Source organism: Stenotrophomonas sp. Iso1 (genome assembly GCF_027497995.1).
In the GTDB taxonomy this organism is placed as follows: domain Bacteria; phylum Pseudomonadota; class Gammaproteobacteria; order Xanthomonadales; family Xanthomonadaceae; genus Stenotrophomonas.
In genome coordinates this window covers 66,958-89,400 of the sequence record NZ_JAODBT010000002.1, presented here as the reverse complement: position 1 = coordinate 89,400, position 22,443 = coordinate 66,958, and the positions used below count along the sequence as shown (strand labels likewise).

Below are 22,443 nucleotides of genomic sequence, written 5' to 3'. Positions count from 1 at the left end.
CTCCAGCGGGAACCTCTGGCACGTTCCGCAGGCCATGCGCCCCGCTTCCATACCGGTGAGTATTGACAGCATCCAACCACATTCCATACCATCGCGTATGGCATCCACCTCCTTTTTTTCCATGCGTAGCGAAGATATCCGTCTTGAAGGTGCGAATGGCGCGAGGCTGGCGGCTACCCGGTCTACCGGCAAACGGCCACCCATCTTGTTCGCTCACGGCTTTGGCCAGACACGCGGCGCGTGGACCACGACCGCTGACGTCATGGCCGCCGCCGGCCATGCCACGCTCAGCTATGACGCCCGCGGTCACGGCGGCTCTGACTGGAACGCGGCCGGACTGGTCTATCACGGTGACCAGTTCACCGATGACTTGATCGTCGTTGCTGGTGAATTGCGCAGCCCGCCAGTGCTGGTTGCTGCCTCGATGGGCGGGCTGTTCGGGCTGATGGCCGAATCACGCTGGCCCGGCCTGTTCTCCGCAATGGTGCTGGTAGACATCACCCCGCGCTGGGAAACCCGTGGCGTCGAGCGCATCCTCGCGTTCATGAGTGCTCATCCAGATGGCTTCGCCTCGCTGGAAGCCGCTGCTGACAGCATTGCCACGTACATGCCGCACCGCCCACGTAAAAGTGAGGAATCACTGCGCGCCCTGCTGCGCCTGACCGACGATGGCCGCTGGAACTGGCATTGGGATCCACGTCTGGTGGACGAACTGGCGCGTGACAGCGAGCAGCACCAAGACGCCATCGCTGAGGCTGCGCGCCGGGTGGAATGCCCGTTGCTGCTGATCAGCGGCGGCCGCAGTGACTTGGTCTCACCAAAGACCGTTGAAGAATTCATGACGCTGGTACCGCACGCACAGCATGTGCATCTGCCCGACGCCACTCACATGGTGGCCGGCGATGACAACAACGCGTTTACCACCGCCGTGTTGAACTACTTGGACGCCCTGCCTTCGGCTGCAGCGTCCGCCCGAACCGAGCACGTTACCGGAGCAAGTCAATGAGCATTGTCGTTCCCTTCCTGGCCCTGCTGTTGGTAGGTGCTTTTGTCGCCTACCACCGCATGCGGCTCGTCGTCTGGACCCTGGTCAGCGCAGCGTTGTTGGCTGCCTGCTGGTTTGCAGGCATCAACCAAACCGCAATCATCGTGGCCGCCGCCATCCTCGCGTTGGTCAGTGTGCCGGTGCTGCTACCGTTCCTGCGCAAGCCGCTGATCACCGCACCGTTCATGGGCGTGTTCCGCAAAGTGCTGCCGCCGCTGTCCAAGACCGAACGCATCGCACTGGAAACCGGCTCGGTCGGTTTCGAGGGTGAGCTGTTCACCGGCGACCCGGACTGGAACATCCTGCTCAACTATCCCAAGCCGCAGCTCACCGCCGAAGAACAGGCCTTCCTGGATGGCCCGGTGGAAGCACTGTGCGCGATGACCAACGATTTCGAGATCACCCACGTGCACGCGGACCTGCCGCCGGAGATGTGGGAGTTCATCAAGAAGAACAAGTTCTTCGGCATGATCATTCCGAAGGAATACGGCGGCCTGGGTTTCAGTGCGCTGGCGCACCACAAGGTGATCCAGAAGCTGGCCTCGGTTTCCAGCGTGGTCAGTTCCACCGTTGGCGTACCCAACTCGCTGGGCCCGGGTGAACTGCTCAACCACTACGGCACGCAGGCACAGAAGGACTACTACCTGCCGCGTCTGGCCATCGGCCAGGAAGTACCCTGCTTCGGCCTGACCGGTCCGTTCGCCGGTTCGGATGCGACATCGATTCCCGACTTCGGCATCGTCTGCAAGGGCATGTGGAAGGGGGAGGAAGTACTGGGCCTGAAGCTCACCTTCGACAAGCGATACATCACGCTGGCGCCCGTCGCCACGCTGATCGGCATGGCGTTCCGCATGTACGACCCGGACGGCCTGCTGGGCGATACCAAGGACATCGGCATCACCCTGGCCCTGTTGCCGCGTGACACCGACGGCGTTGAAATCGGCCGTCGCCATTTCCCGCTGAACTCCACCTTCCAGAACGGCCCGATCCGCGGCAAGGACGTGTTCATCCCGATGGAACAGCTGATCGGCGGTGCCGAGAAGCGTGGCCTTGGCTGGAACATGCTCAACGAGTGCCTGGCCGTGGGCCGCTCCATCACCCTGCCTTCGACCGCGTCTGGCGGTGCCAAGGCCGGTGCAGTCGTGACCGGTGCCTATGCGCGCATCCGCAAGCAGTTCGGCCTGTCGGTCGGCCGCTTTGAAGGTGTGGAAGAAGCGCTGGCCCGCATCGGCGGCAAGGCTTACAAGATCAGCGCACTGTCGCAGGCAACCGCTGCAGCCGTTGACCGTGGCGACGTGCCATCGGTGCCGTCGGCCATTGCCAAGTATCACTGCACCAACATGAGCCGCGAGGTCATCGCGGATGTGATGGACGTGATCGGCGGCAAGGGCATCATCCTGGGGCCGCGCAACTTCGCCGGCCGCAACTGGCAGGCTGCACCGATCGCCATCACGGTGGAAGGCGCCAACATCATGACCCGCTCGTTGCTGATCTTCGGCCAGGGCGCAATCCTCTGCCACCCGTGGGTGCTGAAGGAAATGAAGGCCGCGCAGGACGAAGACCGCAAGACCGGCCTGCGTGAGTTCGACAAGGCGCTGTTCGGACACGTGCGCTTCGGTATTTCCAACGCCGCGCGCTCGTTCTGGTTCGGCCTGACCGGCGCGCGCGTTGGTTCTGCACCGGGTGATGCATACACCCGCCGCTACTTCCGCAAGCTGGACCGCTATTCGGCCAACCTGGCGCTGATGGCCGACATCTCGATGATGACGCTGGGCGGCAAGTTGAAGTTCAAGGAGTCGCTGTCGGGTCGTCTGGGTGATGTGCTCAGCCACATCTACATGACCAGCGCCATGCTCAAGCGCTACCACGACGAAGGCGCACCGCAGGCCGACCAGCCGCTGCTGGCCTGGGCCTTCCACGACAGTGCACACAAGATCGAAGAGGCGCTGTCGGCGGCGCTGCGCAACTTCCCGATCCGTCCGATCGGCTGGCTGATGTGGGCGCTGATTTTCCCGTTTGGCCGTCGCGCTGAGGCCCCGGGCGATCGCCTGAGCCGCCGCGTTGCTGCCACGCTGATGGCTCCGAACGAAGCGCGTGACCGCCTGGCGCACGGCGTGTTCATGACCCCGTGCGAGAACAACCCGGGTGGCCGCATCAACAGCTATCTGTCCAAGGCGATCATGGCCGAGCCGGTGGAGCGCAAGTTCATCAAGGCGCTGAAGACCAAGGGCATTGAGGCACTGACCTTCGCCACCCAGCTGGACGAGGCCGTGGCCGAAGGCGTGATCACCCAGGACGAGCGCAAGCTGCTGGAAGAGCTGCGCGAACTCACCATGGACACGATCACCGTGGACGACTTCGAACCGCACGAACTGCGTTCGGCCGGCTACTACGACCTGCCGGGCAAGCAGCGCCCGCAGCAGGCGGCGTAAGCTCCCGCAACGCGACACCAACGGCGGGCCTTGTGCCCGCCGTTTTCATATCAGGAATCCTGCTCATGGCCGCTCCGCTGCTTTCGCTGTACCGACGTTTCATCCGCTGGCCGGCCGGGAACTGGTTGTTCTCGCGTGCGGTGTGCTTCAAGGCGCCCTACTTCGCCAGCATCTCGCCGACGATCACGCTGTTGGAGCCGAGCCGCTGCGAGGGCGTGATCCGGCACCGCCGGCGCATCAACAACCACCTCGGCACAGTGCATGCGATCGCCATGTGCAACCTCGCCGAACTGGTCGCCGGCGTGATGGTCGATGCCACGCTGCCCGCCGACATGCGCTGGATTCCCAAAGGCATGGAAGTGAAATACCAGGCCAAGGCGCTGGGCACCTTGAAGGCGGTAGCGACGCCGGCGCTGCCCATCGTCAGCGCGACCGCCGGTTACGACCTGCCGGTTAAGGTCAGCGTGACCGACGCGGCGGGGGTTGAGGTGTTCCATGCGACCATCGCGATGTGGGTGTCACCGCGCCCCTCTCGCACAGGCTGATGGAACATGACGACCGCTGAATTGCTGGTGCGCCTTGCAGGCGTTCACAGCCTGGGCTTTGCCGTGTTCCATCTGGCGTTCTGGCGGCTGTTCGGCTGGAAGCGCGCGCTTGCCCAAATCAGCGTCGCCAACCGCGCGATCATGCAGATCCTCAATCTGCGCGTGATCTACGTGTTCCTGGGAATGGGGGTGATCGCACTGACGTTCACCTCGGACCTGGTCGACACGCGTCTGGGGTTGGTCCTGCTGTGCTTCATGGCGCTGTTCTGGGTGGGCCGCACGATTGAGCAGTTCGTTTTCCTGCGTATCAACGACTGGCGCGTGCATCTGCTGACGGGCCTGTTCGTGCTGGGCGCGGCGCTGCACACGGTGCCGATGTGGCTGGGCTTCATGCGCGCCATCAGCCGCTGAGCTGCGGCGCTCATCGAACAACGCCGCCTTCAGAGCACCCGCAACACCAGCGCGAGAATCGCCGGCACAGCCTGGATGTAGAAGATGCGCGGGCTCACCGTCCACGCACCATAGGCACCAGCCACCACCACGCAGATCAGCGAAAACGTCACCAGCACCGGTTGGCCAAGCGTCAGGCCGGCGATGATCCCGGCCGCGAGGAAGCCGTTGTACAACCCTTGGTTGGCTGCCAGCACGCGGGTTGTCTCGGCCTTCTCCGGCGAATTGCGGAACGTCTTCAGCCCCAGCGGGCGCGTCCACAGGAACATCTCCAGCACCAGGAAGTACACGTGTAGAACGGCGACCAGTACGGTCAGCAGCAGCGCGAGCAAGGTCATGGACGTGGCTTCCTTCAGGTCATCAACGACAAGGTGACGCGCCGCTGCATTCAGCGATCGCGGGGCAGCTTCTTTTCCTCACGCAACACACCCAGCGCCGACAGTGTCATCAATATCGCCACCAGCGTGCCTCCGGCAAACACCACATGCGAGCCGAACAGCGACAAGCCCTTGTGTACCCAGGCGAAGGTGATGTCCGCGCCACGGTAAAACACGGTATCGATGGCCGCGCCGGCCTTGTAGCGCCATTGCCGGTCCACGCGGGTGTAGATGGTCTCGCGCGCCGGCTTGCCCAGCGAGAACTCGCTGGCACGGGTCATCACCTGCACCATCGCCACCATCAACGGCAGCGGCGAAGCGGCCAATACCGAGAAGCCGACGATGATCGCGAAACCCGGAATCAACAACGCCGGCGCGATGCCGAAGCGCGACAGCAGCCAGCGGGTGAGCCCGAGCTGCACGACCAAGGTCAGTGCGTTCACTGCCAGATCAATGCGCGAATAAAACGCGGTGCTGGCCGCGGGGTCGGTGATCATGCGGCGCACGATGGACGCTTGCTCGTTGTACAACATGGTGCCCACACCCACGCCGAACACCACCAACAAGGTCAGCCAGCGCAGCAGGGGTTCGCGTGCGATCAGCTTCAGGCCGTCGATCACGCTTCCGCCCATCGGCTGCTCGCCGTCAACCAGCTTCTGTTCGCGCTCACGCAGCACCGCCCATGGCCGCAGCCGCCAGATGCACAGCATGCAGGCCAGCAGGAAGCCGGCTGAAACCAGCATCAGGTTGGCGATACCTACCCGCTGCACCAGGGTGCTGGTGATGAGCGGGCCAAGGAATGCCCCCAACGTACCGGCCGCACCGATATAGCCGTAATAGGCGCGGGCCTGTGCGTTGGAGAACACATCGGCCATGAAGCTCCAGAACACTGCCACCGCGAACAGGTTGTAGACGGCAATCCAGAAGAAGAACGCCATGCCACGGCCCGGCACGCCAGCGTTGAACATGGCGTAGAACACGAGCAGGGTGACGATGAAGAAGCCATATACCAGCGGCAGGAACACCCGCCGCGGGTATCGGCTGACCAGCCAGCCATACAGTGGCTGCAGCACCAGCATGATCACGAACACGCAGGAGAACAGGAACTGCAGTGTGAAGTCCTGCAGCGCGATGCCGTGGCCGGCAAACCAGTCAATCAGCGGCTGGGGAAACAAGGTCTGCATGTCCGACGAGGCAGCCATGGCCTCGCGCACCGGGCGCAGCACGTAGTAGCCGCTGAGCAGGCAGAAGAAGTACAGGAACGACCACAACAGCGCCGGGGACTCGCGCAGCGCCTGCCTCAGCCGCAGGGTTCGACCAGCGGCGCTCATGCAGCACCCCGGGCAAGCGGGTGACGACAGGACGGCGACATCGGGAACTCCGGGGGGCTGCGAAGCGCGTAAGTTATCTAATGCACCGCAACATCGCCAGTGCGGGCGGTGATGTCAGGCAACAACACGCCGTTCTATCCTGCAAGGTATTGAAAGGGAGACGTCGTGAAGGAATTCGACTACATCATCGTCGGCGCCGGCTCGGCCGGTTGTGTACTGGCCAACCGGCTCAGCGCCGACCCGCAGCTGCGGGTACTGCTGATTGAAGCCGGGCCGCGCGACTGGCACCCCTTCATCCATATGCCTGCGGGTCTGGCCCATCTGGTCAACAACCGCCGGGTCAACTGGAGCTACGACACGGAGCCGGAACCGGCCCTGGACAACCGCCGCCTGTGGTGGCCACGCGGCAAGGTGCTGGGGGGCTCCAGCTCGATCAACGCCATGTGCTACGTGCGTGGCGTACCTGGGGACTACAACCGTTGGGCGGAGGCAGGCGCCGTCGACTGGGCCTGGGACAACGTGCTGCCTTGGTTCCGTCATAGCGAGGGCAACACACGCGGTGCCGATGCATTGCATGGCCACGATGGACCGCTGCACGTTGCCGACCTGCGCCACGTCAATGCACTCAGCCATGCCTTCATCGAAGCCGGCCAGCAAGCCGGTCATGCGCTCAACATCGACTTCAACGGCCCACGACACGAAGGTGTGGGGCTGTACCAAGTCACCCAGAAAGATGGCGCGCGTTGCTCGTCGGCGGCCGCCTATCTGGCCCCGGTGCGCCAGCGCCGCAACCTGCGGGTGCTCACCGGTGTGCAGGTCGAGCGGGTGCAAGTCGACAACGGCCGCGCCACCGGCGTGGTGCTGCACATGGGTGGCCAGCGCCAGCATTTCCAGGCAACACGCGAGGTGTTGCTCAGTGCCGGCGCGATCAATTCACCACAACTGTTGATGTTGTCGGGCATCGGCCCTGCCGATCACCTGCGCGAGCAGGGTATCGACGTGCAGCTCGATCAACCTGGCGTTGGCGCCAACCTGCAGGATCACCTCGATATCTGCACGCTCTACCGCACCGTGCCCGGCGTCAGCTATGACCGCATCAGCGAGTTGAAGATCGGCTTTGACTACTTCCTGCGTGGTCATCGCGGCGCCGGCACCAGCAACGTGGCCGAGGCCGGTGGCTTCGTGCGCTCGCGCTACGCCCCGGACGAACGGGCCGACATCCAGTTCCATTTCGTCCCGGCCATGCTCGACAACCACGGCCGCCATCGACTGCCCGGTGACGGCTACACACTGCACGCCTGTTACCTGCACCCGCGCAGTCGTGGCCATATCGCGCTGGCCAACAGCGACCCACGGATGCCGGCACGCATCCACGCCAACTACCTGAGCGATGCCGAGGGTTTCGACCTGAAGATGATGATCGAGGCAGCGCGTCTAAGCCGCGACATTCTGCAGCAGCCTGCATTTACTCCCTGGCGCAAGGCGCCGCTGTTTCCCGAGCGCGACGACCTGGATGACGCCGGTCTGGAAGCCTTCATTCGCGCCAAGGCGGAAACCATCTATCACCCGATCGGCACCTGCCGCATGGGCAGCGATGACACCGCCGTCGTCGATCCGCAACTGCGGGTACGCGGCATTGACGGCCTACGCGTGGTCGACGCCTCGGTGATGCCGTCCCTGATCAGCGGCAACACCAACGCACCAACCATCATGATCGCCGAGCGCGCGGCCAGCCTGATTCTTGATGACAACGGCCCGTAACGCGAAGCCAGGCTCCGCTGTCACCCTCTTGGGAAACACATGCTGGGGATGATGCATCGGCACTGCACCGCCGCCGTCGCTCACGCCACCTGGAGCAAGGCCGGCAACGGACAATGCAACGTCGCACAGATGGTGCGCAGCAGTTCGGCCTCGGCCACATTCACGCGCTGGTTGTGGCTGACGGTGGCTGTCACCGATTCGACCAGCAGTTGCTTTGCCAGCGGATCCAGTGCGTCCAATGGCTCCCACACCGCGTCCAATGCCAACACACCGTTGGGCGGCGGTGCGTAAGGCAGGTGGTCCTGCGGCAGGATGCGCTGCAGCCCGGCCAGGTAAGCGCGACGCGCGCCGGCTTCGTCGCCCGGATTCCCCGCGCGCGCCACCACGGCCAGCAACGTCGCGAACTCCCGACGTACCCCAACCACCTTGCGGCGACCGAAGTGCAGATGCTTGGACGGCTCCAACGCTGCCTGCACCTGCACCTGCAACAAGCGCGACAGGCAGTACTCGAACAGCGAGATGCGTCCATCAGCATGCGTGAGTGCGTCGATGCACTTCACGAAGGCCTGCAGTTGCGGGCGCGGCAAGCTGCGTAACGTCGGGAACACCAATGTCGCCATCGGCAACCGCAACGCCGCGTGCAGGTCACGCAGTGGGCCAGCGGCCAGTTCCTGCGTGCGTTGCGCCTGTAACGCCCCCAGTTGCACCCGGACGGCCTCGCACTGACGCGCTGCCACCTGTGCATCACTGTCGAGCAACAGCGCCAGCAACAACGCAGGCGCGGCCTCACGGTCACGTGCCAACTCGCGCAATCCCGCCGGTAGATTGCCGGCAAGGCGCACTGCCTGTTGGAAATCATCGTCGGCCGGCGCGGCTACCTGCGCGGCAACCTTCGCAGGATCCACCCGCACCCGATTCGGCGTACCTGACAACGCAGCAGGCAGTACCGCATCCACGCTCGGTGCGTAATGCATGGCCAGCCCCAGCGCGCGGTCTTCGGCAAGACCATCGGGCGGTGCCGCCAACCAGTTGCCGCGCAGCACCTGCAGCTGAGCGGGGCGAAATGAAGGTTGCAGCCGCTGGATGCGTTCAACCAAAGGGGGATGCGTGGCAAACCAACGCGAGAACCCCAGGCCCTCGCCGAACAGCATGTGGCTGACCTCCTCGGCATCGGCACGATTGCCCAAGTGCGAGCCTTCCGGCAGACCGCCAATCTTCTTCAAGGCGCCGGCCAACCCCTGAGTCTGCCGGGTGAACTGCACCGCCGACGCATCGGCCAGGATTTCACGCTGACGCGACACCGCCGCCTTGATCAAACGGCCGAAGAACACGCCGATGCTGCCGATGGCGATCGCAACCACGCCCACCACCAACAGGGCCACCACCGGCCCCAACGTGCGTCCACCGCGCCCGCGCGAACCGACGCTCATGTGCAGCAGCACGCGCTTGCCGATCACGCTGATCATCAAAATGCCGAACAACACGCCCATCAGGCGGATGTTCAAGCGCATGTCGCCATTGAGAATGTGGCTGAACTCATGGGCTATCACGCCCTGCAGCTCATCACGATTGAGCCGGTCCAGCGTGCCACGCGTCACCGCGATGGCCGCATCAGCCGGCGAATAACCCGCCGCGAATGCATTGATGCCCGGCTCCTGCTCCAGCACATACAAGCGTGGCATCGGCACGCCGGAGGCGATGGCGATTTCCTCTACCACATTGCGCAGCCGCCGCAGCGCAGGATCGGCACTGCTCGCCGGCACTTCGGTGCCACCCATCTGCACCGCCACAGCTTCGCCACCTCCGCGCAGGCTGGAGATGCGGTACAGCGAGGAGAACCCAATCACCGCCAGCGTGAGCACGCTCCACCCGAATATCGCCTGGTGACTGGCGCCAGTCACCAACAGCAGCGCATCAACCATGGCGACGATCGCCACAACCGCCATGGCAAACAACAGCAACAGGCGCGTTGACATCCGCCGCGCCTGTGCCTGGTGTTCAAAAAAATTCATTCCTTCCCCCTGCAGCTCCCCGACCGCAACAGTGCGCCGCAGCGCGCTCGGCTGCCGTAGCTCAGAACTGGACCTGGGGGGCTTCGCGCACCTGCTCACGCTTCTCCAGCGGAATATCCAGCAACGCGGCAGTGCTGAAATTGAACATCTCGGCAAACACATTGGCCGGGAATGTTTCGCGGCGATTGTTGTAACCCATCACCGCATCGTTATAAGCCTGCCGCGCGAATGCCACGCGATTCTCGGTGCTGGCCAGCTCTTCGCTCAGCTGCATCATGTTCTGGTTGGCCTTGAGGTCCGGGTAGGCCTCGGCTACCGCCATCAGCCGCCCCAGCACGCTGTTCAACTGCCCTTGCGACGCAGCCAACTGCGCCATCGCTGCCGCATCACCGGGATCAGCCTTGGCCGCCGCCAAACCTGACTGCGCAGCGCTGCGTGCCGCAATCACGGCTTCCAGCGTCTGCCGCTCGTGGCCCATATAGGCCTTGGCGGTCTCCACCAGGTTGGGGATCAGGTCAAAGCGGCGCTGCAATTGCACGTCAATCTGGGCAAACGCGTTCTTATAAGTGTTGCGGGAGCGCACCAGCCCGTTATAGATGCCGATCCCCACGGCGATAACTGCGATAACCACCACAAGAAAAACAAGAAATATCAAAGTGATGCCCATTCATCCTCTCCCCGTTTGTGCAATCGTAAAAAGCAGCGCTAGAATCCATGCCAGCAGTAGCTTACAGGCACCGATCACGATGAAAGACAACAGCAGGCGCCGGCATATTCGCCCGGTTGCATCGGGGTTGCTGGGGGTATTGATGCCCTTTGCATTGTCATCGACCGCGCAGACGCCTACCCAGGTAAGCCTGCCCGCCACCGCACCGGCCACCGCATTGCCGGTAAACCTGGAAAACGCACCGGCACAGTCGCCCACGCAACCGATGCCCTATCGCACCGCGTTGCGGCCCGACCAGGTGCAGCCACTACCTACCGAATTCAATGTCGCTGCCATCGAGGCGTTGGCCGAGCAGCTGACCTATGGCAACCGCGTCCCCGGCATGGCGATGGCCATCGTGCAGAACGGTCGCATCCTGTCCGCGCGCGGCTATGGCGTTACCGACATCAGCAATCCGCAGCAGGTAGATGCCCATACCGTGTTCCGCCTGGCGTCGCTGTCCAAGGCTTTCGCCGGCACCATGGCGGGCTTGTTGGTCAACGACGGCACCCTGCGCTGGGACAGCAAGGTCACCGACTATGTCCCCGGCTTCCATCTGGCCACGCCCGAAGCCACCAGCCGACTGACCGTCGCTGACGTACTCAGCCACCGCGTCGGCCTGTCGTACAACGCCTATGACCGCGATGTCGAAGCCAACACGGACTACTACACGCTCACCCAGAAGCTCGCCAATGCCCCGCTCAAGTGCGAACCCGGCGATTGCTATGCCTACCAGAACGTCGCCTTCAGCCTGATTGGCGATGTGGTGTTTGCTGCCTCTGGCAACTTCTATGAGCAGGCCGTGGAAAAGCGCCTGCTCAAGCCATTGGGCATGAACGATGCCAGCCTCGGCCTGGCTGGCATCCAGGCCAGCTCGCGCTGGGCACGCCCGCATGTGCGCAGCCGCAACGGCTGGGTCTCGCTGACGCCCAAGCCCACCTACTACCGCGTAGCGCCGGCCGCTGGCGTCAATGCCAGCGCCAGCGACATGGCGCAGTGGTTGCTGGCCCACACCGGTCACCGCCCCGACGTATTGCCGGCGCCGCTGCTGGCCACACTGCATGCACCGCTGGTCAACACGCCGGGGGAGATGCGCTCGGGCTGGCGTCACCAGCGCCTGGATTCGGCCGGCTACGCATTGGGCTGGCGCGTGTTTGATTACTCCGGTCATCCGGTGGTGTTCCATGCCGGTGCGGTCCAGGGTTATCGCGGACTGGTGGCACTGCTACCGGAGCGCGACCTCGGCATCGCGGTAATGTGGAACGGCGAAAGCAGCCTGCCGTCTGGGCTGATGCCAACCATTCTTGATCGTGCCATCGGTCTGCCCACCCAGCGTTGGTTGGATGTGGACACCGACTTCGGCAGCGACAACCTGATGGCCGAAGATGCCGCACCAACACGCGGCGGCAAGAAGGGCGCTTCATCCGACCGTGCAGTGGCCTCACCACGCTGAGTGACGGCGGCTCAACTGCACAGACAAAGGGCGACCAATTGGCCGCCCTTTTTTGTACCTGTCATTGGATGCTCTCAACAGCGAGATAGCCGGAGTAGGCAACAGCGGCACACGCTGCAATGCCAGTTCCGCTTCCCCTCTTTGGAGCGCACTCCTGCTGCGTCGGCACCGCCCTGGCAAAGCCTCTGTCGAACAGGCCTCGGACTGCCGCGGCAATCTGCAGCACGGGCGCGCACAGCACAGTCGAGATTCCGGGATACCCATCCTGATGCTGTCGGTGTGGTGGAGTGCGGCCTTGCCGTGTTGGCGCTCACCGGCGACACACTTCTGCGGAGCATGGCTCAGCAGCACGATGTGACCCGGCCGTCCGGGCCTGCGCTACTCGGCAACGGCGTCCACACATAAAAAAACTCCCTCCCCGCTGGGCAGTCGGGGAAGGAGTTTCAGGTGTTGCTATTGGAGCTGGATCAGATCAGCGGCGCCGGGGTAGCCGGCAGCGCGACCGGAGCCGCCTTCTTCTTGCGGGCGACCGGCTTCTTCTTCGCAGCGACCTTCTTGGCAGCCGGCTTCTTGGCGGCAACCTTCTTTACGGCCTTCTTGACAGTCTTCTTGGCCGCAGCCTTCTTGACGGTCTTCTTGGCAGTAGCCTTCTTGGCTACTTTCTTGGCAGCCTTTTTGACGGTCTTCTTGGCCGCAGCCTTCTTGACGGTCTTCTTTACGGCCTTCTTGGCTACTTTCTTGGCAGCCTTTTTGACGGTCTTCTTGGCCGCAGCCTTTTTGACAGTCTTCTTCACGGCCTTTTTAGCGGTCTTCTTGGCGGCCTTCTTGACGGTCTTCTTGGCCGCAGCCTTTTTGACGGTCTTCTTGGCAGCAGCCTTCTTGACGGTCTTCTTCACTGCCTTCTTTGCAGTCTTCTTGACTGCCTTCTTGGCGGTGGCCTTCTTGGCGACCTTCTTCACTGCCTTCTTGGCGGTTGCCTTTTTGGCAACCTTCTTCACAGCAGCCTTCTTGGCAACTTTCTTTACCGCCTTTTTGGCGGCCGGCTTTTTAGCAGCTTTTTTCGTAGCCATGGGATGGTTCCTCGTCAGTGATCTATGGAATTGAAATGCCCAGTTGAAGCAAATCCGCGGCGGACCGCGGAGGACCGACGACGCGTCTGGCGCGTCGTGACGGATACAGAAACACCCGCATCGGTTCCCGCTGCGGGTGCCATGTCTGATTCGGGGGGGTGTTTCGCGGAAGGAAGCGAGTCCTGCTCCACCATTAAAGAGATCCTGGCGGACGTCCAAGTTGTGCTTCGCGTCTGAATGTTGATCCGGCTCACTCGCTTCCGCAGGAAAGGTCTGCTGGGCGAAACCTAATCACGGTTTTTTTTACTGTCAACCGTCTTTCTGTATTTTTTTTCTGACAGCCGCCAACCCACCTGCCTTCGCCCGCCTTGCAACAACCGCCTACAAGTACCCGCGGTTGTCGTGTTGTAGTGCTCTACAAAAACACGAATGCAAAAAAACGTCGAGGAATATGCACTTTTCTTTCGCTGCGACAAACGCAGTGCATGCAGACACACATCCCTGCAGGATGTCTTACCACACCACTCTCGCACCCAAAGTGCCGCGTGCAACACCCTGAAAATATTTCATCCGGCGGTCATACATTGCGGTGTGTGGCGATCGTTTTGCGCAGAAATTTTTGCACCTCCGACCGGCGGCGACACGACCTCCTGTCGTCCGATGCATCAGCTCATGCTCCGTTCCCGGCATGCATCACACGTGCTGTACCTGCCGACTTTCGTCACATGGTGATGACATCCGTTGCATGGGGGCAGACGCAACGCGATGACATCCACGACGGTTTCAAGCACATGCGCTGCGTCCGGCTTATCTCCGGCAACGCGGCTGCGGGCAAAAAAAAACGGCCGCCCAAAGGCGACCGTTTTCTGGCACACGAGGAGCTTAGTGCTCGTCGTCTTCCAGCATCTGCGCGTAGTCGTCCGGACCCAGCAGGTCGTTCAACTGCGCCGGGTCGGACAGCTCGACGACGAACAGCCAGCCGTCGCCGTACGCATCTTCGTTGATGGTCTCCGGCTTGTCGGTTACCGCTTCGTTGACTTCGACCACGGTGCCGGACACCGGGCTGTACACGTCCGACGCTGCCTTCACCGACTCGACCACGGCAGCGCCGTTGCCGGCCTGCACGGTGTCACCGACACCCGGCAGCTCGACGTAGACCAGGTCGCCCAGCAAGCCTTGGGCGTGGTCGGAAATACCAACGGTGACGCGGCCGTTGCCTTCGGCACGGGCCCACTCGTGGGACTTGAGAAATTTGAGGTCGCCAGGGATCTCGCTCATGGAACTGCTCCGAAAAAAGCGGTGGTCGGGATGGAACGCTAGTTTAACGAACCGAGCGCAGGGTAGCGCCTGCGCCCGGTCTTACAAAGATCAAAGGTTGATACCAGCCTGCGCCTGGCCGTCGCGCACGAACGGGAACTTCACCACGCGCACCGGCACTTCTTTGCCACGGATGTCCACGCGCACGTCGCTCAGCTCGCCCGCAGGCACCCGTGCAAAGGCGATAGCCTTGCCCAGCGTCGGCGAGAATGTACCCGACAGGATTTCACCCTCGCCATTGGCGGTGAGCACCTTCTGCCCGTGGCGCAACACGCCCTTGTCGTCCATCACCACGCCGATCATCTGACGTGCGTTGCCGGCGGCCTTCTGCGCCTCCAGTACCGGGCGGCCAATGAACTCGCGCCCTTCATCGAGCGTTACCGTCCAGGACAGTGCGGCTTCGTAAGGACTAACGGCTTCGTCCATGTCCTGACCATAAAGATTCATGCCAGCTTCCAGACGCAGCGTGTCGCGCGCGCCCAGGCCGGCAGGCTTAACACCGGCAGCATGCAGTGCGTTCCAGAAAGCGACGACAGCACTCTGCGGCAGCAGCACTTCATAACCGTCCTCACCCGTGTAACCGGTGCGCGCGACAAACAGCGGCGCGCCGTCGGTGGAGGTGACATCCAGTGCCGCGAATCGGCCCAGCTTGTCCAGCGCGGCGCGATCGGATTCGGCGACAAGGCCGGCGACCAGCGCGCGGGCCTGCGGCCCCTGCACGGCGATGATGGCCAGGTCTTCGCGCTCGACAACTTCAACATCGAACGCAGCGGCGTGCTGGCGAATCCAGGCCAGGTCCTTCTCGCGGGTGGACGCGTTCACCACCATGCGGAAGAAATCATCGGCCAGGAAGTACACGATCAGGTCATCGATCACCCCACCCTGCGCGTTGAGCATGCAGGAGTACAGCGCCTTGCCGGTGACCTTGACCTTGTCGATGGAGTTGGCCAGCAGGTGGCGCAGGAACTCGCGGGTGCGCGCGCCCTTCAGGTCAACCACGGTCATGTGGCTGACGTCGAACATGCCAGCGGCGTTACGCACCAGGTGATGTTCATCGATCTGCGAACCGTAGTGGATCGGCATGTCCCAACCGCCGAAGTCGACCATCTTGGCGCCGAGCGAGCGGTGGGTTTCATTGAGCAGGGTTTTCAGGGTCATGGCCGTTCCACTAAAAAAGGGGTGCGCCATTATCCCAGATGGTTACCGGTAAAACCTGCGGCACCGCCACACGGCGTGCCGCAGGCAGGTCAGGCCTGCTGGACTTTCAAGGTCATGCCATCCACCGCAACCACCCGCACGCGGCTGCCGCTGGGGAGATCCGGGCCAGCGACCACCCAGAAGGCGTCGTCGATTTTCGCGCGACCAATGCCATCGGCAATGGCCTGTTCAAGGACCACCACGCGGCCGACCAGTTGCTCGGCGCGGCGATTGAGCAGCGGCTGTTCGCTTTGACGCCCACGCTTGCGGAACCAGGTGCGGTAGACCTGGATGGATACGAAACTCAGCACCACAAACAGGATGACCTGCAGCAGCACGGTCATGCCCTCGAACGCCCACACGGTCAGGAACACCGCAGCGGCAGCGAAGCCCATCCACAGCATGAATGCGCCGGGAGCCAACGCTTCGGCAGCAAACAGTGTTACCGCCAATGCGGCCCAGATCACGACTTCCCAACGCATGACTCAGCGCTCCAGCGGTGGCGGGTTGCCGCGTGACGCGGCGGGTCTACGCTCTTCCTGCTTGGCGAACGCCTCCTTGGCCAACTCGGCTACACCGGCAATGGAGCTGATCACGCCCGTGGCTTCCATCGGCATCAACACCAGCTTCTGGTTGGGCGAACTGGCCAGCTTGCCGAAGGCTTCCACGTACTTCTGCGCGATGAAGTAGTTGATCGCCTGTACATCCCCCTGCGCGATGGCCTGGGACACCAGCGTGGTCGCCGTGGCTTCGGCTTCGGCCTGACGCTCACGCGCTTCGGCATCGCGGAATGCAGCTTCCTTGCGGCCTTCGGCGTCCAGCACCACGGCCTGCTTTTCACCCTCGGCACGCAGGATGGCGGCTTGACGTAGACCTTCCGCTTCCAGGATCTGGGCACGCTTCTCGCGCTCGGCCTTCATCTGCCGCGCCATTGAATCAATCAGGTCACGCGGCGGCTGGATGTCGCGGATCTCGATACGGGTGACCTTGACGCCCCACGGATTGGTGGCCTGGTCGACGACACCGAGCAACTGCGCGTTGATGGTTTCGCGCTGGCTCAGCGATGCGTCCAGGTCCATCGAACCGATCACGGTGCGGATATTGGTCTGCACCAGCGCGATCATCGCCACTTCCAGATGGGCGACTTCATAAGCGGCCTTGGCGGCATCCAGCACCTGGAAGAACACCACGCCGTCCACGCGCACCACCGCGTTGTCCTTGGTGATGACGTCCTGGCTGGGCACATCCAGCACCTGTTCCATCATGTTGATCTTGCGGCCCACGCCGTACACGACCGGAATCAGGAAATGCAGGCCGGGCGTCATCGTATGCGTGTACTTGCCGAAGCGCTCCACGGTCCACTCATAGCCCTGCGGCACCATCCGCACCGTCTTGAACAGAATGATGATGCCCGCCACCACCACGACCAATGCCAGAACCCCTGCGCCACCGCCCATATGCCTGCTCCCACCCTGTGATGTTTGGCCGAGTATAGCTATCCGCTGGAGGCGGCGATTCGTGTCCATTGCCCATTGCGAAGCGGCTGGCTGCATTCACCAAAATACTGCTGAATGGGCTTGCAGCCCGGGCAACGGTTGGCAGGCTAGATCGCCACGCGCCCACGCAGGATGTCGACGAACATCACCCAGTCACCCACGAATGAATAGAAAGGGTGACTGAAGGTGGCCGGCCGGTTTTTCTCAAAGAAAAAATGGCCCACCCAGGCGAAGCCATAACCGCAGAGCAGCGCTGCCAGCAACCAGCTACCACTCCCCTGCCAAAGCGCCATCGCCAAGCACGCAAGCACGCCCCAGCTACCGATGAAGTGCAGCCGTCGGCACACCGTGTTGCGATGCTCCTGCAGGTAATAAGGATAGAACTGGCGGAAACTGCTGAACTGCGGCATGGCGTCTGCTCCCGGGCATCCCGGCGTGAGAATACGACCTTCAGTTGCTGCGTGGCGCGAACATGATCACCGCCATCCCCAACAGGCACAGGCCGCCGCCCAACAGGTCCCAACGCGACGGCTTGACCGAATCCACCAGCCACAACCACAACAGCGCCACGCAGACATAGACGCCGCCGTAAGCGGCATAGACACGGCCCGTCGCGGTGGGATGCAACGTCAACAACCACGCGAACAGTGCCAAGCAAGCCGCCGCCGGCACCAACAACCACGGGCTGCCCTGCTTGCGCAGCCACAACCACGGCAGATAGCAGCCGATGATTTCGGCCAACGCAGTCAGCATGAACAGGAGTGCGGTTTTCATGGCGCGCCCGCGTTCTCATCGCGCTTGACCGACTGCCACAACGCTTCCTGCTGCTCCAGCGTCATGGCTCCCATCTCATCGCCCTGCGCTGCAGCCAAGGCTTCCATCGCGCGGAAGCGGCGCTCGAATTTATGGTTGGCCTGGCGCAGTGCAGTGCCGACATCCACCTTGGCGTGGCGTGCAAGGTTGGCGCAGACGAACAACACATCGCCGAGTTCTTCCTGCAGCCGCGCCTGGTTGTCGGCGACCGGGCCGGCTTCGAATTCAGCCTGTACTTCGTCGATCTCCTCGCGCAGCTTGTCCAACACCGGCGTTGCATCGGGCCAATCGAACCCGGTGCGGGCGGCACGCGACTGCAGCTTGGTCGCACGCTGCCATTCCGGCAGGCCGCGCGAAATGCCGGCCAGCGCCGAGGTGTCCTGCTCGCCCTTGGCGGCGCGCTCATGCCGTTTGATTTCTTCCCAGTTGGTCAGAACCTCCGCAGCGTCGCCAACCTGAGCGTCGCCGAAGATATGCGGATGGCGGCGGACCATCTTGTTACTGATCGCCGCCACCACGTCGCCGAAGTCAAAGGCGCCCTGCTCGCTGGCCATCTGCGCATGGAACACCACCTGCAGCAGCAAGTCACCGAGTTCGTCCTTGAGGTCGACCAGATCATTGCGGTCGATGGCGTCGGCCACTTCGTAGGCTTCTTCCACCGTGTACGGGGCGATGCTGGCGAAGTCCTGCTCCAGATCCCATGGGCAGCCATCGCGTGGGTCGCGCAGACGCGCCATGATCTTCAACAACGACTGGATATCGTTCAATTCGGACATATCACCTCACCCTCATCAGCAATGCGCCGGCTGATGCCGGCGCTTGAAACATTCGCAATCCGGGGCGGCAAGACTTACAGCCCTGCCACCCAGTCCTGCCATGGCAACGTTGCATCACCCAAGGCGACAAAGTCGCCATTGAGCAGGCGCGGGCGCTGGTTGTACTGGAACGGCAAACCACTGTCGGCCGCCAGCAGCACACCACCAGCGGCTTCCAGTACGCACTGGCCAGCGGCGGTGTCCCATTCACTGGTCGGCCCCAGTCGCGGGTATACGTCCAGCGTGCCCTCGGCGATGCGGCAGAACTTCAAAGACGAACCCTGTGCGATCAGCTCGATCTCTCCCATCCGCGCCAACAGCGTCTGGGTACGCTCGCTGCGATGTGAGCGGCTGGCCGCCACCCGCAGTGGCACCGCCGGAGGCACGCGTGTGCTGATCGCGTCCTGTTGCTGACCTTCGCGACGGTACGCCGCTGCGCCGCGCTCGGCATGCCAGACCAGCCCGGTGACCGGCGCCTGCACCACGCCGAATACCGACGTGCCGCCATCAATCAGCGCGATGTTCACGCTGAACTCGCCATTGCGCTTGATGAACTCGCGGGTGCCGTCGAGCGGGTCGACCAGCCAGTAGCGCTGCCACTGCCGCCGGGTTTCCCACGCCACCTGTGCCGATTCTTCGGACAGCACCGGGATGTCCGGGGTCAGCTGCGTCAGGCCCTGCACGATCAGCCGGTGCGCAGCCAGATCGGCGGTGGTCACCGGGCTGTCGTCGGCCTTTTGTTCGATATCGAAACCGCTGGCGTAGACCTGCATGATCGCCGCGCCTGCCTGCTCGGCAATCTCGATCACGCGCTCACGTAGCACCGCGTCCAGGCCGCTCACCGCTGGCTCCCCAACCACTCACGGGCAATGAACAACGCCGCCAGCGATCGGCCTTCGGAGAAATCTTCGCGCAGCATCAATTTGTCCAGTTCAGCCAACTTCCATGGCACCACTTCCAGCTCCTCCGGCTCGTCGCCGGGCAGGCGCTCTGGATAAAGATCGCGCGCTACCACCAGCGATGACTGATGGCTCATATACGTGGGCGCCAAGGTGAGAGTGCGCAATATATCCAGCTGTCGTGCGCCGTAGCCGGCCTCTTCCTTCAGCTCGCGGTCGGCGGCCTGCAACGGGTTTTCGCCGGCATCAATGCGGCCCTTCACCAATCCCAATTCATAACGGTGCAGGCCGGCAGCGTACTCACGCACCAGCAGTACGGTTTCGTCGTCGAGCATTGGCACCACCACCACCGCACCATGTCCGCCACTAACCAGCCGCTGGAAATGGCGACGCTCACCGTTGGAAAACTCCAGATCCAGCTGCTCCTGACGGAACGGGCCGATGTGTTCTTCCACGACTTTGTGAATCAACGGCAGCGGGCGGGTCATGCATCGCCCCCGGCAAGAATGCAGACGACCGATAGAATGCGCATTGGCTGATACGTTCTCATGAGCCTGAAATGCTAGCAGACCCGGCCCACCCCAGCCGCCCCGCCCTACCGAGACCTCCGCATGCGCCTGACCCGTTGCCCTATCGAACTACCGCTCAGCGTGGGCCAGACCTTGCCGTTGCCGGAAGAAGCGGCCAACCACCTGGTACGGGTCATGCGCCTGCGTGAGGGCGACAGCTGTGTGCTGTTCAACGGCGATGGCCACGATTACAGCGCCACCCTCGCAAGCATCAGCAAGCGTGAAGTGCTGGTGCGGATCGAGACCGGGCAAGCCGTGGACAATGAGTCACCCTTGGCAATTACCCTGCTGCAGGGCATCGCACGCGGCGAGAAAATGGACCTGATCCTGCAGAAGGCCACCGAGTTGGGCGTCACTGCCATCATTCCGGTCAACGCCGAGCGCACCGAGGTGAAACTGGATGCCGCCCGCGCTGAGAAGCGCATCGCGCATTGGCGCAACGTGGTCGGTTCGGCCTGTGGCCAATCCGGCCGCGCCCGCATTCCGGCCATCAGCGCACCGCAATCGCTGGCGGCTGCGGCGGCGAGCTTGCCGGACCAGATGCTGCGACTGACGCTGGACCCGCTGGGCGAGCATCGGCTGGCCTCATTGCCTGCTGCACCGGCCAACGGCGTGGTGATTGCCATCGGCCCGGAAGGTGGCTGGTCGCCGCGTGATCGCCAGCAGCTGGCCGAGACGGGCTTCCAGGGCCTGCAGCTGGGCCCGCGCATCCTGCGCACGGAAACGGCCGGCCTGGCCGCTGTGGCGGCGTTGCAGGCGCGGCTGGGTGACTTGTAGGGTGCTGCCGGCGGTTTGGTTTGGGGGTGCTGAGAGCGGGTTGATCGGGATTGGATTTGAGCCGGGGCCGGTGACGAGGAGAGCTGAAGCGCCGGAAATACCCGATGACTTCCCCTCTCCCGCAGGCGGGAGACGGGCTTCAAGCAAGCGCCTTATAGCCGGCGTTACCCAAATGGCTGGATGCACAGCAACGCCGAGCGTTGCGGGTCTTCCGGGATTTCGACAAGTTCCGGCGCATTGCCTTCGTTTGACGCCGCGCTTTGGGCAAAATCCGAGCCCAAGGTCCGCAGCAACACGGCGCGGGCCTGCTCCACGGGCACGGTGAAATGCAGGCCCTGTGAGAACGCGGCAGTGGAAGACGGTATTTCGATGCGATCCACTGGCAGCCCGTAAAAACTGTCCTTTACACAGAAATAGGCAATTTCGGCAGCATCGTCGACCTCGCATGGGGTCAGCAGGCCGCGTTCGCGAAAATACGGACTGACCGGCTCGGGCGGGTCGCCCTCAAGGTAGAAACCGTGCAGTCGGCAGTTGCTGAAACCCTGCAACGCCTGTTCAAGCGAGAGAGGCGCGGGGGCAACATGCGCTTGCCCCGGCTGGGCTGGACCCGAGCAACCGAGCAACGGCGTGACCGTCAGCACCCGTAGCAGGCAGCGAGCAGCGGGTATCGAGAGACGTCGGCACGCCTTGGCGCAGCTTTCCATTCCGCATTCCTTTGCGTTCCCGCAGACGAGCAACGGATGGTGCCTGCGGGGGTACCCGCATTCAATTCAACGGCGTCAAACGGACCAAGCCGCTGGCAAAGCCGCCGCTGGCGGCCCGCACAGCAGGCCAACTCGGTGATCTTGAAGCGGCCTGGAGCGGACCGACGCTGCCCTATCAGGCAGCAGCAGCCAATGCGCCGACGATGGCGCTTTCAATCGCGTCCAGGTCCGGCAGCAGTGCGCTCTGCTCGCCTAGCAGCACGCGCATATGGACGCCGGCGGGCAGGCTTTCTTCCGATGCATCAGCCAGCAGGCCGTCGCGCGGCACCGCAATCAACTGCGGGAATGTCTGGGTCAGCAGCGCGAAGTACGGCAGGTCCGGATTTCCACCCAGCGCCTTGAGCACCACCACTTTGTTGTTGGCGGTCACCGTCTCGTGGCCGTGGCCGCTCAAGCCGGCGTAAGACAGCAGCGGCACGCTCCAGCCATGCCAAGCAATCTGCCCGATCAGCCAGTGCGGCGCATTGGCGATGGGCTCCACCGGCACGCGTGACATCATTTCGGCCACGGTGGCGTTGGGCAACAGCACGCGCTCGTTGCCGGATTGAATCAGGACACCGCGTACTTCGTCATTGTTTGCATAGCTCATCGTCTGTTCCTTGATCGCGGCGGTG

Annotated in this window: 23 protein-coding genes; 7 read left to right on the top strand and 16 right to left on the bottom strand. The window is 63.1% G+C overall.

Annotated features, from left to right (window positions below; translation table 11 throughout):
* The first annotated feature begins 121 nt into the window (after positions 1 to 121).
* From PAN08_RS09420 to PAN08_RS09405, 4 genes are all read left to right on the top strand, one after another.
* Positions 122 to 1,006 carry an alpha/beta hydrolase gene (locus PAN08_RS09420; protein WP_269791264.1) on the top strand — a complete coding sequence of 295 codons (885 nt, stop codon included), beginning with the start codon at positions 122 to 124 and terminating at the stop codon, positions 1,004 to 1,006.
* A complete protein-coding gene (locus tag PAN08_RS09415) occupies positions 1,003 to 3,477 on the top strand; it encodes an acyl-CoA dehydrogenase (protein ID WP_269791263.1) in 2,475 nt (824 codons plus the stop codon). The genes PAN08_RS09420 and PAN08_RS09415 overlap by 4 nt, the downstream gene beginning before the upstream one ends.
* Before the next feature lie 65 nt (positions 3,478 to 3,542).
* Positions 3,543 to 4,022 (top strand): hotdog fold domain-containing protein, encoded by a 480-nt coding sequence (locus tag PAN08_RS09410; RefSeq protein WP_269791262.1) that lies wholly within the window; start codon positions 3,543 to 3,545, stop codon positions 4,020 to 4,022.
* A gap of 6 nt (positions 4,023 to 4,028) precedes the next feature.
* Positions 4,029 to 4,433, top strand: a complete 405-nt coding sequence (locus PAN08_RS09405) for a hypothetical protein (protein ID WP_269791261.1) — start codon at positions 4,029 to 4,031, stop codon at positions 4,431 to 4,433.
* Between the two features lie 29 nt (positions 4,434 to 4,462).
* On the opposite strand, the gene PAN08_RS09400 is transcribed toward PAN08_RS09405, so the two are convergent.
* The gene (locus tag PAN08_RS09400; RefSeq protein ID WP_269791260.1) at positions 4,463 to 4,810 is read right to left on the bottom strand and encodes a DUF1304 domain-containing protein; all 348 of its coding nucleotides are present in this window, start codon (positions 4,808 to 4,810) and stop codon (positions 4,463 to 4,465) included.
* Positions 4,811 to 4,860: 50 nt separating this feature from the next.
* Positions 4,861 to 6,210: an MFS transporter gene (locus PAN08_RS09395; RefSeq protein WP_269791886.1), complete on the bottom strand. Its 1,350-nt coding sequence runs from the start codon at positions 6,208 to 6,210 to the stop codon at positions 4,861 to 4,863.
* A 135-nt stretch (positions 6,211 to 6,345) separates the two neighbouring features.
* On the opposite strand from PAN08_RS09395, the gene PAN08_RS09390 reads away from it, so the two are divergent.
* A complete protein-coding gene (locus tag PAN08_RS09390) occupies positions 6,346 to 7,941 on the top strand; it encodes a choline dehydrogenase (protein ID WP_269791259.1) in 1,596 nt (531 codons plus the stop codon).
* A gap of 80 nt (positions 7,942 to 8,021) precedes the next feature.
* Here PAN08_RS09390 and PAN08_RS09385 read toward each other — a convergent pair whose 3' ends face one another.
* Positions 8,022 to 9,917, bottom strand: a complete 1,896-nt coding sequence (locus PAN08_RS09385; RefSeq protein ID WP_269791258.1) for a M48 family metallopeptidase — start codon at positions 9,915 to 9,917, stop codon at positions 8,022 to 8,024.
* 97 nt (positions 9,918 to 10,014) lie between these two features.
* The gene (locus PAN08_RS09380) at positions 10,015 to 10,620 is read right to left on the bottom strand and encodes a LemA family protein (RefSeq protein WP_269791257.1); all 606 of its coding nucleotides are present in this window, start codon (positions 10,618 to 10,620) and stop codon (positions 10,015 to 10,017) included.
* Between the two features lie 79 nt (positions 10,621 to 10,699).
* Here PAN08_RS09380 and PAN08_RS09375 point away from each other — a divergent pair, with 79 nt between their 5' ends.
* Complete coding sequence (locus PAN08_RS09375) at positions 10,700 to 12,112, top strand: serine hydrolase domain-containing protein (protein ID WP_269791256.1); 1,413 nt, start codon at positions 10,700 to 10,702, stop codon at positions 12,110 to 12,112.
* Between the two features lie 467 nt (positions 12,113 to 12,579).
* Here the strand turns inward: PAN08_RS09375 and PAN08_RS09370 are convergent, their stop codons facing one another.
* The 10 genes from PAN08_RS09370 to nudE all read right to left on the bottom strand — a co-directional run bounded on the left by PAN08_RS09370 (position 12,580) and on the right by nudE (position 20,207).
* Positions 12,580 to 13,401 carry a hypothetical protein gene (locus PAN08_RS09370; protein ID WP_269791255.1) on the bottom strand — a complete coding sequence of 274 codons (822 nt, stop codon included), beginning with the start codon at positions 13,399 to 13,401 and terminating at the stop codon, positions 12,580 to 12,582.
* 663 nt (positions 13,402 to 14,064) lie between these two features.
* Positions 14,065 to 14,460: a glycine cleavage system protein GcvH gene (gcvH, locus tag PAN08_RS09365; protein ID WP_269791254.1), complete on the bottom strand. Its 396-nt coding sequence runs from the start codon at positions 14,458 to 14,460 to the stop codon at positions 14,065 to 14,067.
* Positions 14,461 to 14,550: 90 nt separating this feature from the next.
* Positions 14,551 to 15,657, bottom strand: coding sequence for a glycine cleavage system aminomethyltransferase GcvT (gcvT, locus tag PAN08_RS09360; protein ID WP_269791253.1), 1,107 nt, complete (start codon positions 15,655 to 15,657; stop codon positions 14,551 to 14,553).
* A gap of 89 nt (positions 15,658 to 15,746) precedes the next feature.
* Positions 15,747 to 16,178 (bottom strand): NfeD family protein, encoded by a 432-nt coding sequence (locus PAN08_RS09355; RefSeq protein ID WP_269791252.1) that lies wholly within the window; start codon positions 16,176 to 16,178, stop codon positions 15,747 to 15,749.
* A gap of 3 nt (positions 16,179 to 16,181) precedes the next feature.
* The gene (locus PAN08_RS09350) at positions 16,182 to 17,153 is read right to left on the bottom strand and encodes an SPFH domain-containing protein (protein ID WP_269791251.1); all 972 of its coding nucleotides are present in this window, start codon (positions 17,151 to 17,153) and stop codon (positions 16,182 to 16,184) included.
* A gap of 146 nt (positions 17,154 to 17,299) precedes the next feature.
* Positions 17,300 to 17,602, bottom strand: a complete 303-nt coding sequence (locus tag PAN08_RS09345) for a DUF962 domain-containing protein (RefSeq protein WP_269791250.1) — start codon at positions 17,600 to 17,602, stop codon at positions 17,300 to 17,302.
* A 40-nt stretch (positions 17,603 to 17,642) separates the two neighbouring features.
* Positions 17,643 to 17,966, bottom strand: a complete 324-nt coding sequence (locus PAN08_RS09340) for a YnfA family protein (protein ID WP_269791249.1) — start codon at positions 17,964 to 17,966, stop codon at positions 17,643 to 17,645.
* Positions 17,963 to 18,781, bottom strand: a complete 819-nt coding sequence (mazG, locus tag PAN08_RS09335; RefSeq protein ID WP_269791248.1) for a nucleoside triphosphate pyrophosphohydrolase — start codon at positions 18,779 to 18,781, stop codon at positions 17,963 to 17,965. Before mazG ends, PAN08_RS09340 begins: the two co-directional genes overlap by 4 nt.
* A 74-nt stretch (positions 18,782 to 18,855) precedes the next feature.
* Positions 18,856 to 19,662 carry a 3'(2'),5'-bisphosphate nucleotidase CysQ gene (cysQ, locus tag PAN08_RS09330; RefSeq protein WP_269791247.1) on the bottom strand — a complete coding sequence of 269 codons (807 nt, stop codon included), beginning with the start codon at positions 19,660 to 19,662 and terminating at the stop codon, positions 18,856 to 18,858.
* Positions 19,659 to 20,207: an ADP compounds hydrolase NudE gene (gene nudE / locus PAN08_RS09325; protein WP_269791246.1), complete on the bottom strand. Its 549-nt coding sequence runs from the start codon at positions 20,205 to 20,207 to the stop codon at positions 19,659 to 19,661. Before nudE ends, cysQ begins: the two co-directional genes overlap by 4 nt.
* 123 nt (positions 20,208 to 20,330) lie before the next feature.
* On the opposite strand from nudE, the gene PAN08_RS09320 reads away from it, so the two are divergent.
* A complete protein-coding gene (locus tag PAN08_RS09320; protein ID WP_269791245.1) occupies positions 20,331 to 21,065 on the top strand; it encodes a 16S rRNA (uracil(1498)-N(3))-methyltransferase in 735 nt (244 codons plus the stop codon).
* 164 nt (positions 21,066 to 21,229) lie between these two features.
* On the opposite strand, the gene PAN08_RS09315 is transcribed toward PAN08_RS09320, so the two are convergent.
* Positions 21,230 to 21,769 carry a hypothetical protein gene (locus PAN08_RS09315; RefSeq protein ID WP_269791244.1) on the bottom strand — a complete coding sequence of 180 codons (540 nt, stop codon included), beginning with the start codon at positions 21,767 to 21,769 and terminating at the stop codon, positions 21,230 to 21,232.
* A 175-nt stretch (positions 21,770 to 21,944) separates the two neighbouring features.
* The gene (locus PAN08_RS09310) at positions 21,945 to 22,418 is read right to left on the bottom strand and encodes a chemotaxis protein CheW (RefSeq protein WP_269791243.1); all 474 of its coding nucleotides are present in this window, start codon (positions 22,416 to 22,418) and stop codon (positions 21,945 to 21,947) included.
* Positions 22,419 to 22,443 lie beyond the last annotated feature (25 nt).

Coding starts and splice junctions, on each gene's coding strand:
- PAN08_RS09410 (WP_269791262.1), top strand. CDS start 3,543: ATGGCCGCTCCGCTGCTTTCGCTGTACCGACGTTTCATCCGCTGGCCG.
- PAN08_RS09310 (WP_269791243.1), bottom strand. CDS start 22,418: ATGAGCTATGCAAACAATGACGAAGTACGCGGTGTCCTGATTCAATCC.
- PAN08_RS09380 (WP_269791257.1), bottom strand. CDS start 10,620: ATGGGCATCACTTTGATATTTCTTGTTTTTCTTGTGGTGGTTATCGCA.
- PAN08_RS09375 (WP_269791256.1), top strand. CDS start 10,700: ATGAAAGACAACAGCAGGCGCCGGCATATTCGCCCGGTTGCATCGGGG.
- PAN08_RS09355 (WP_269791252.1), bottom strand. CDS start 16,178: ATGCGTTGGGAAGTCGTGATCTGGGCCGCATTGGCGGTAACACTGTTT.
- PAN08_RS09315 (WP_269791244.1), bottom strand. CDS start 21,769: ATGGAAAGCTGCGCCAAGGCGTGCCGACGTCTCTCGATACCCGCTGCT.
- PAN08_RS09405 (WP_269791261.1), top strand. CDS start 4,029: ATGACGACCGCTGAATTGCTGGTGCGCCTTGCAGGCGTTCACAGCCTG.
- PAN08_RS09340 (WP_269791249.1), bottom strand. CDS start 17,966: ATGAAAACCGCACTCCTGTTCATGCTGACTGCGTTGGCCGAAATCATC.
- nudE (WP_269791246.1), bottom strand. CDS start 20,207: ATGACCCGCCCGCTGCCGTTGATTCACAAAGTCGTGGAAGAACACATC.
- PAN08_RS09320 (WP_269791245.1), top strand. CDS start 20,331: ATGCGCCTGACCCGTTGCCCTATCGAACTACCGCTCAGCGTGGGCCAG.
- PAN08_RS09385 (WP_269791258.1), bottom strand. CDS start 9,917: ATGTCAACGCGCCTGTTGCTGTTGTTTGCCATGGCGGTTGTGGCGATC.
- PAN08_RS09415 (WP_269791263.1), top strand. CDS start 1,003: ATGAGCATTGTCGTTCCCTTCCTGGCCCTGCTGTTGGTAGGTGCTTTT.
- PAN08_RS09420 (WP_269791264.1), top strand. CDS start 122: ATGCGTAGCGAAGATATCCGTCTTGAAGGTGCGAATGGCGCGAGGCTG.
- PAN08_RS09345 (WP_269791250.1), bottom strand. CDS start 17,602: ATGCCGCAGTTCAGCAGTTTCCGCCAGTTCTATCCTTATTACCTGCAG.
- gcvH (WP_269791254.1), bottom strand. CDS start 14,460: ATGAGCGAGATCCCTGGCGACCTCAAATTTCTCAAGTCCCACGAGTGG.
- PAN08_RS09350 (WP_269791251.1), bottom strand. CDS start 17,153: ATGGGCGGTGGCGCAGGGGTTCTGGCATTGGTCGTGGTGGTGGCGGGC.
- PAN08_RS09400 (WP_269791260.1), bottom strand. CDS start 4,810: ATGACCTTGCTCGCGCTGCTGCTGACCGTACTGGTCGCCGTTCTACAC.
- gcvT (WP_269791253.1), bottom strand. CDS start 15,657: ATGACCCTGAAAACCCTGCTCAATGAAACCCACCGCTCGCTCGGCGCC.
- mazG (WP_269791248.1), bottom strand. CDS start 18,781: ATGTCCGAATTGAACGATATCCAGTCGTTGTTGAAGATCATGGCGCGT.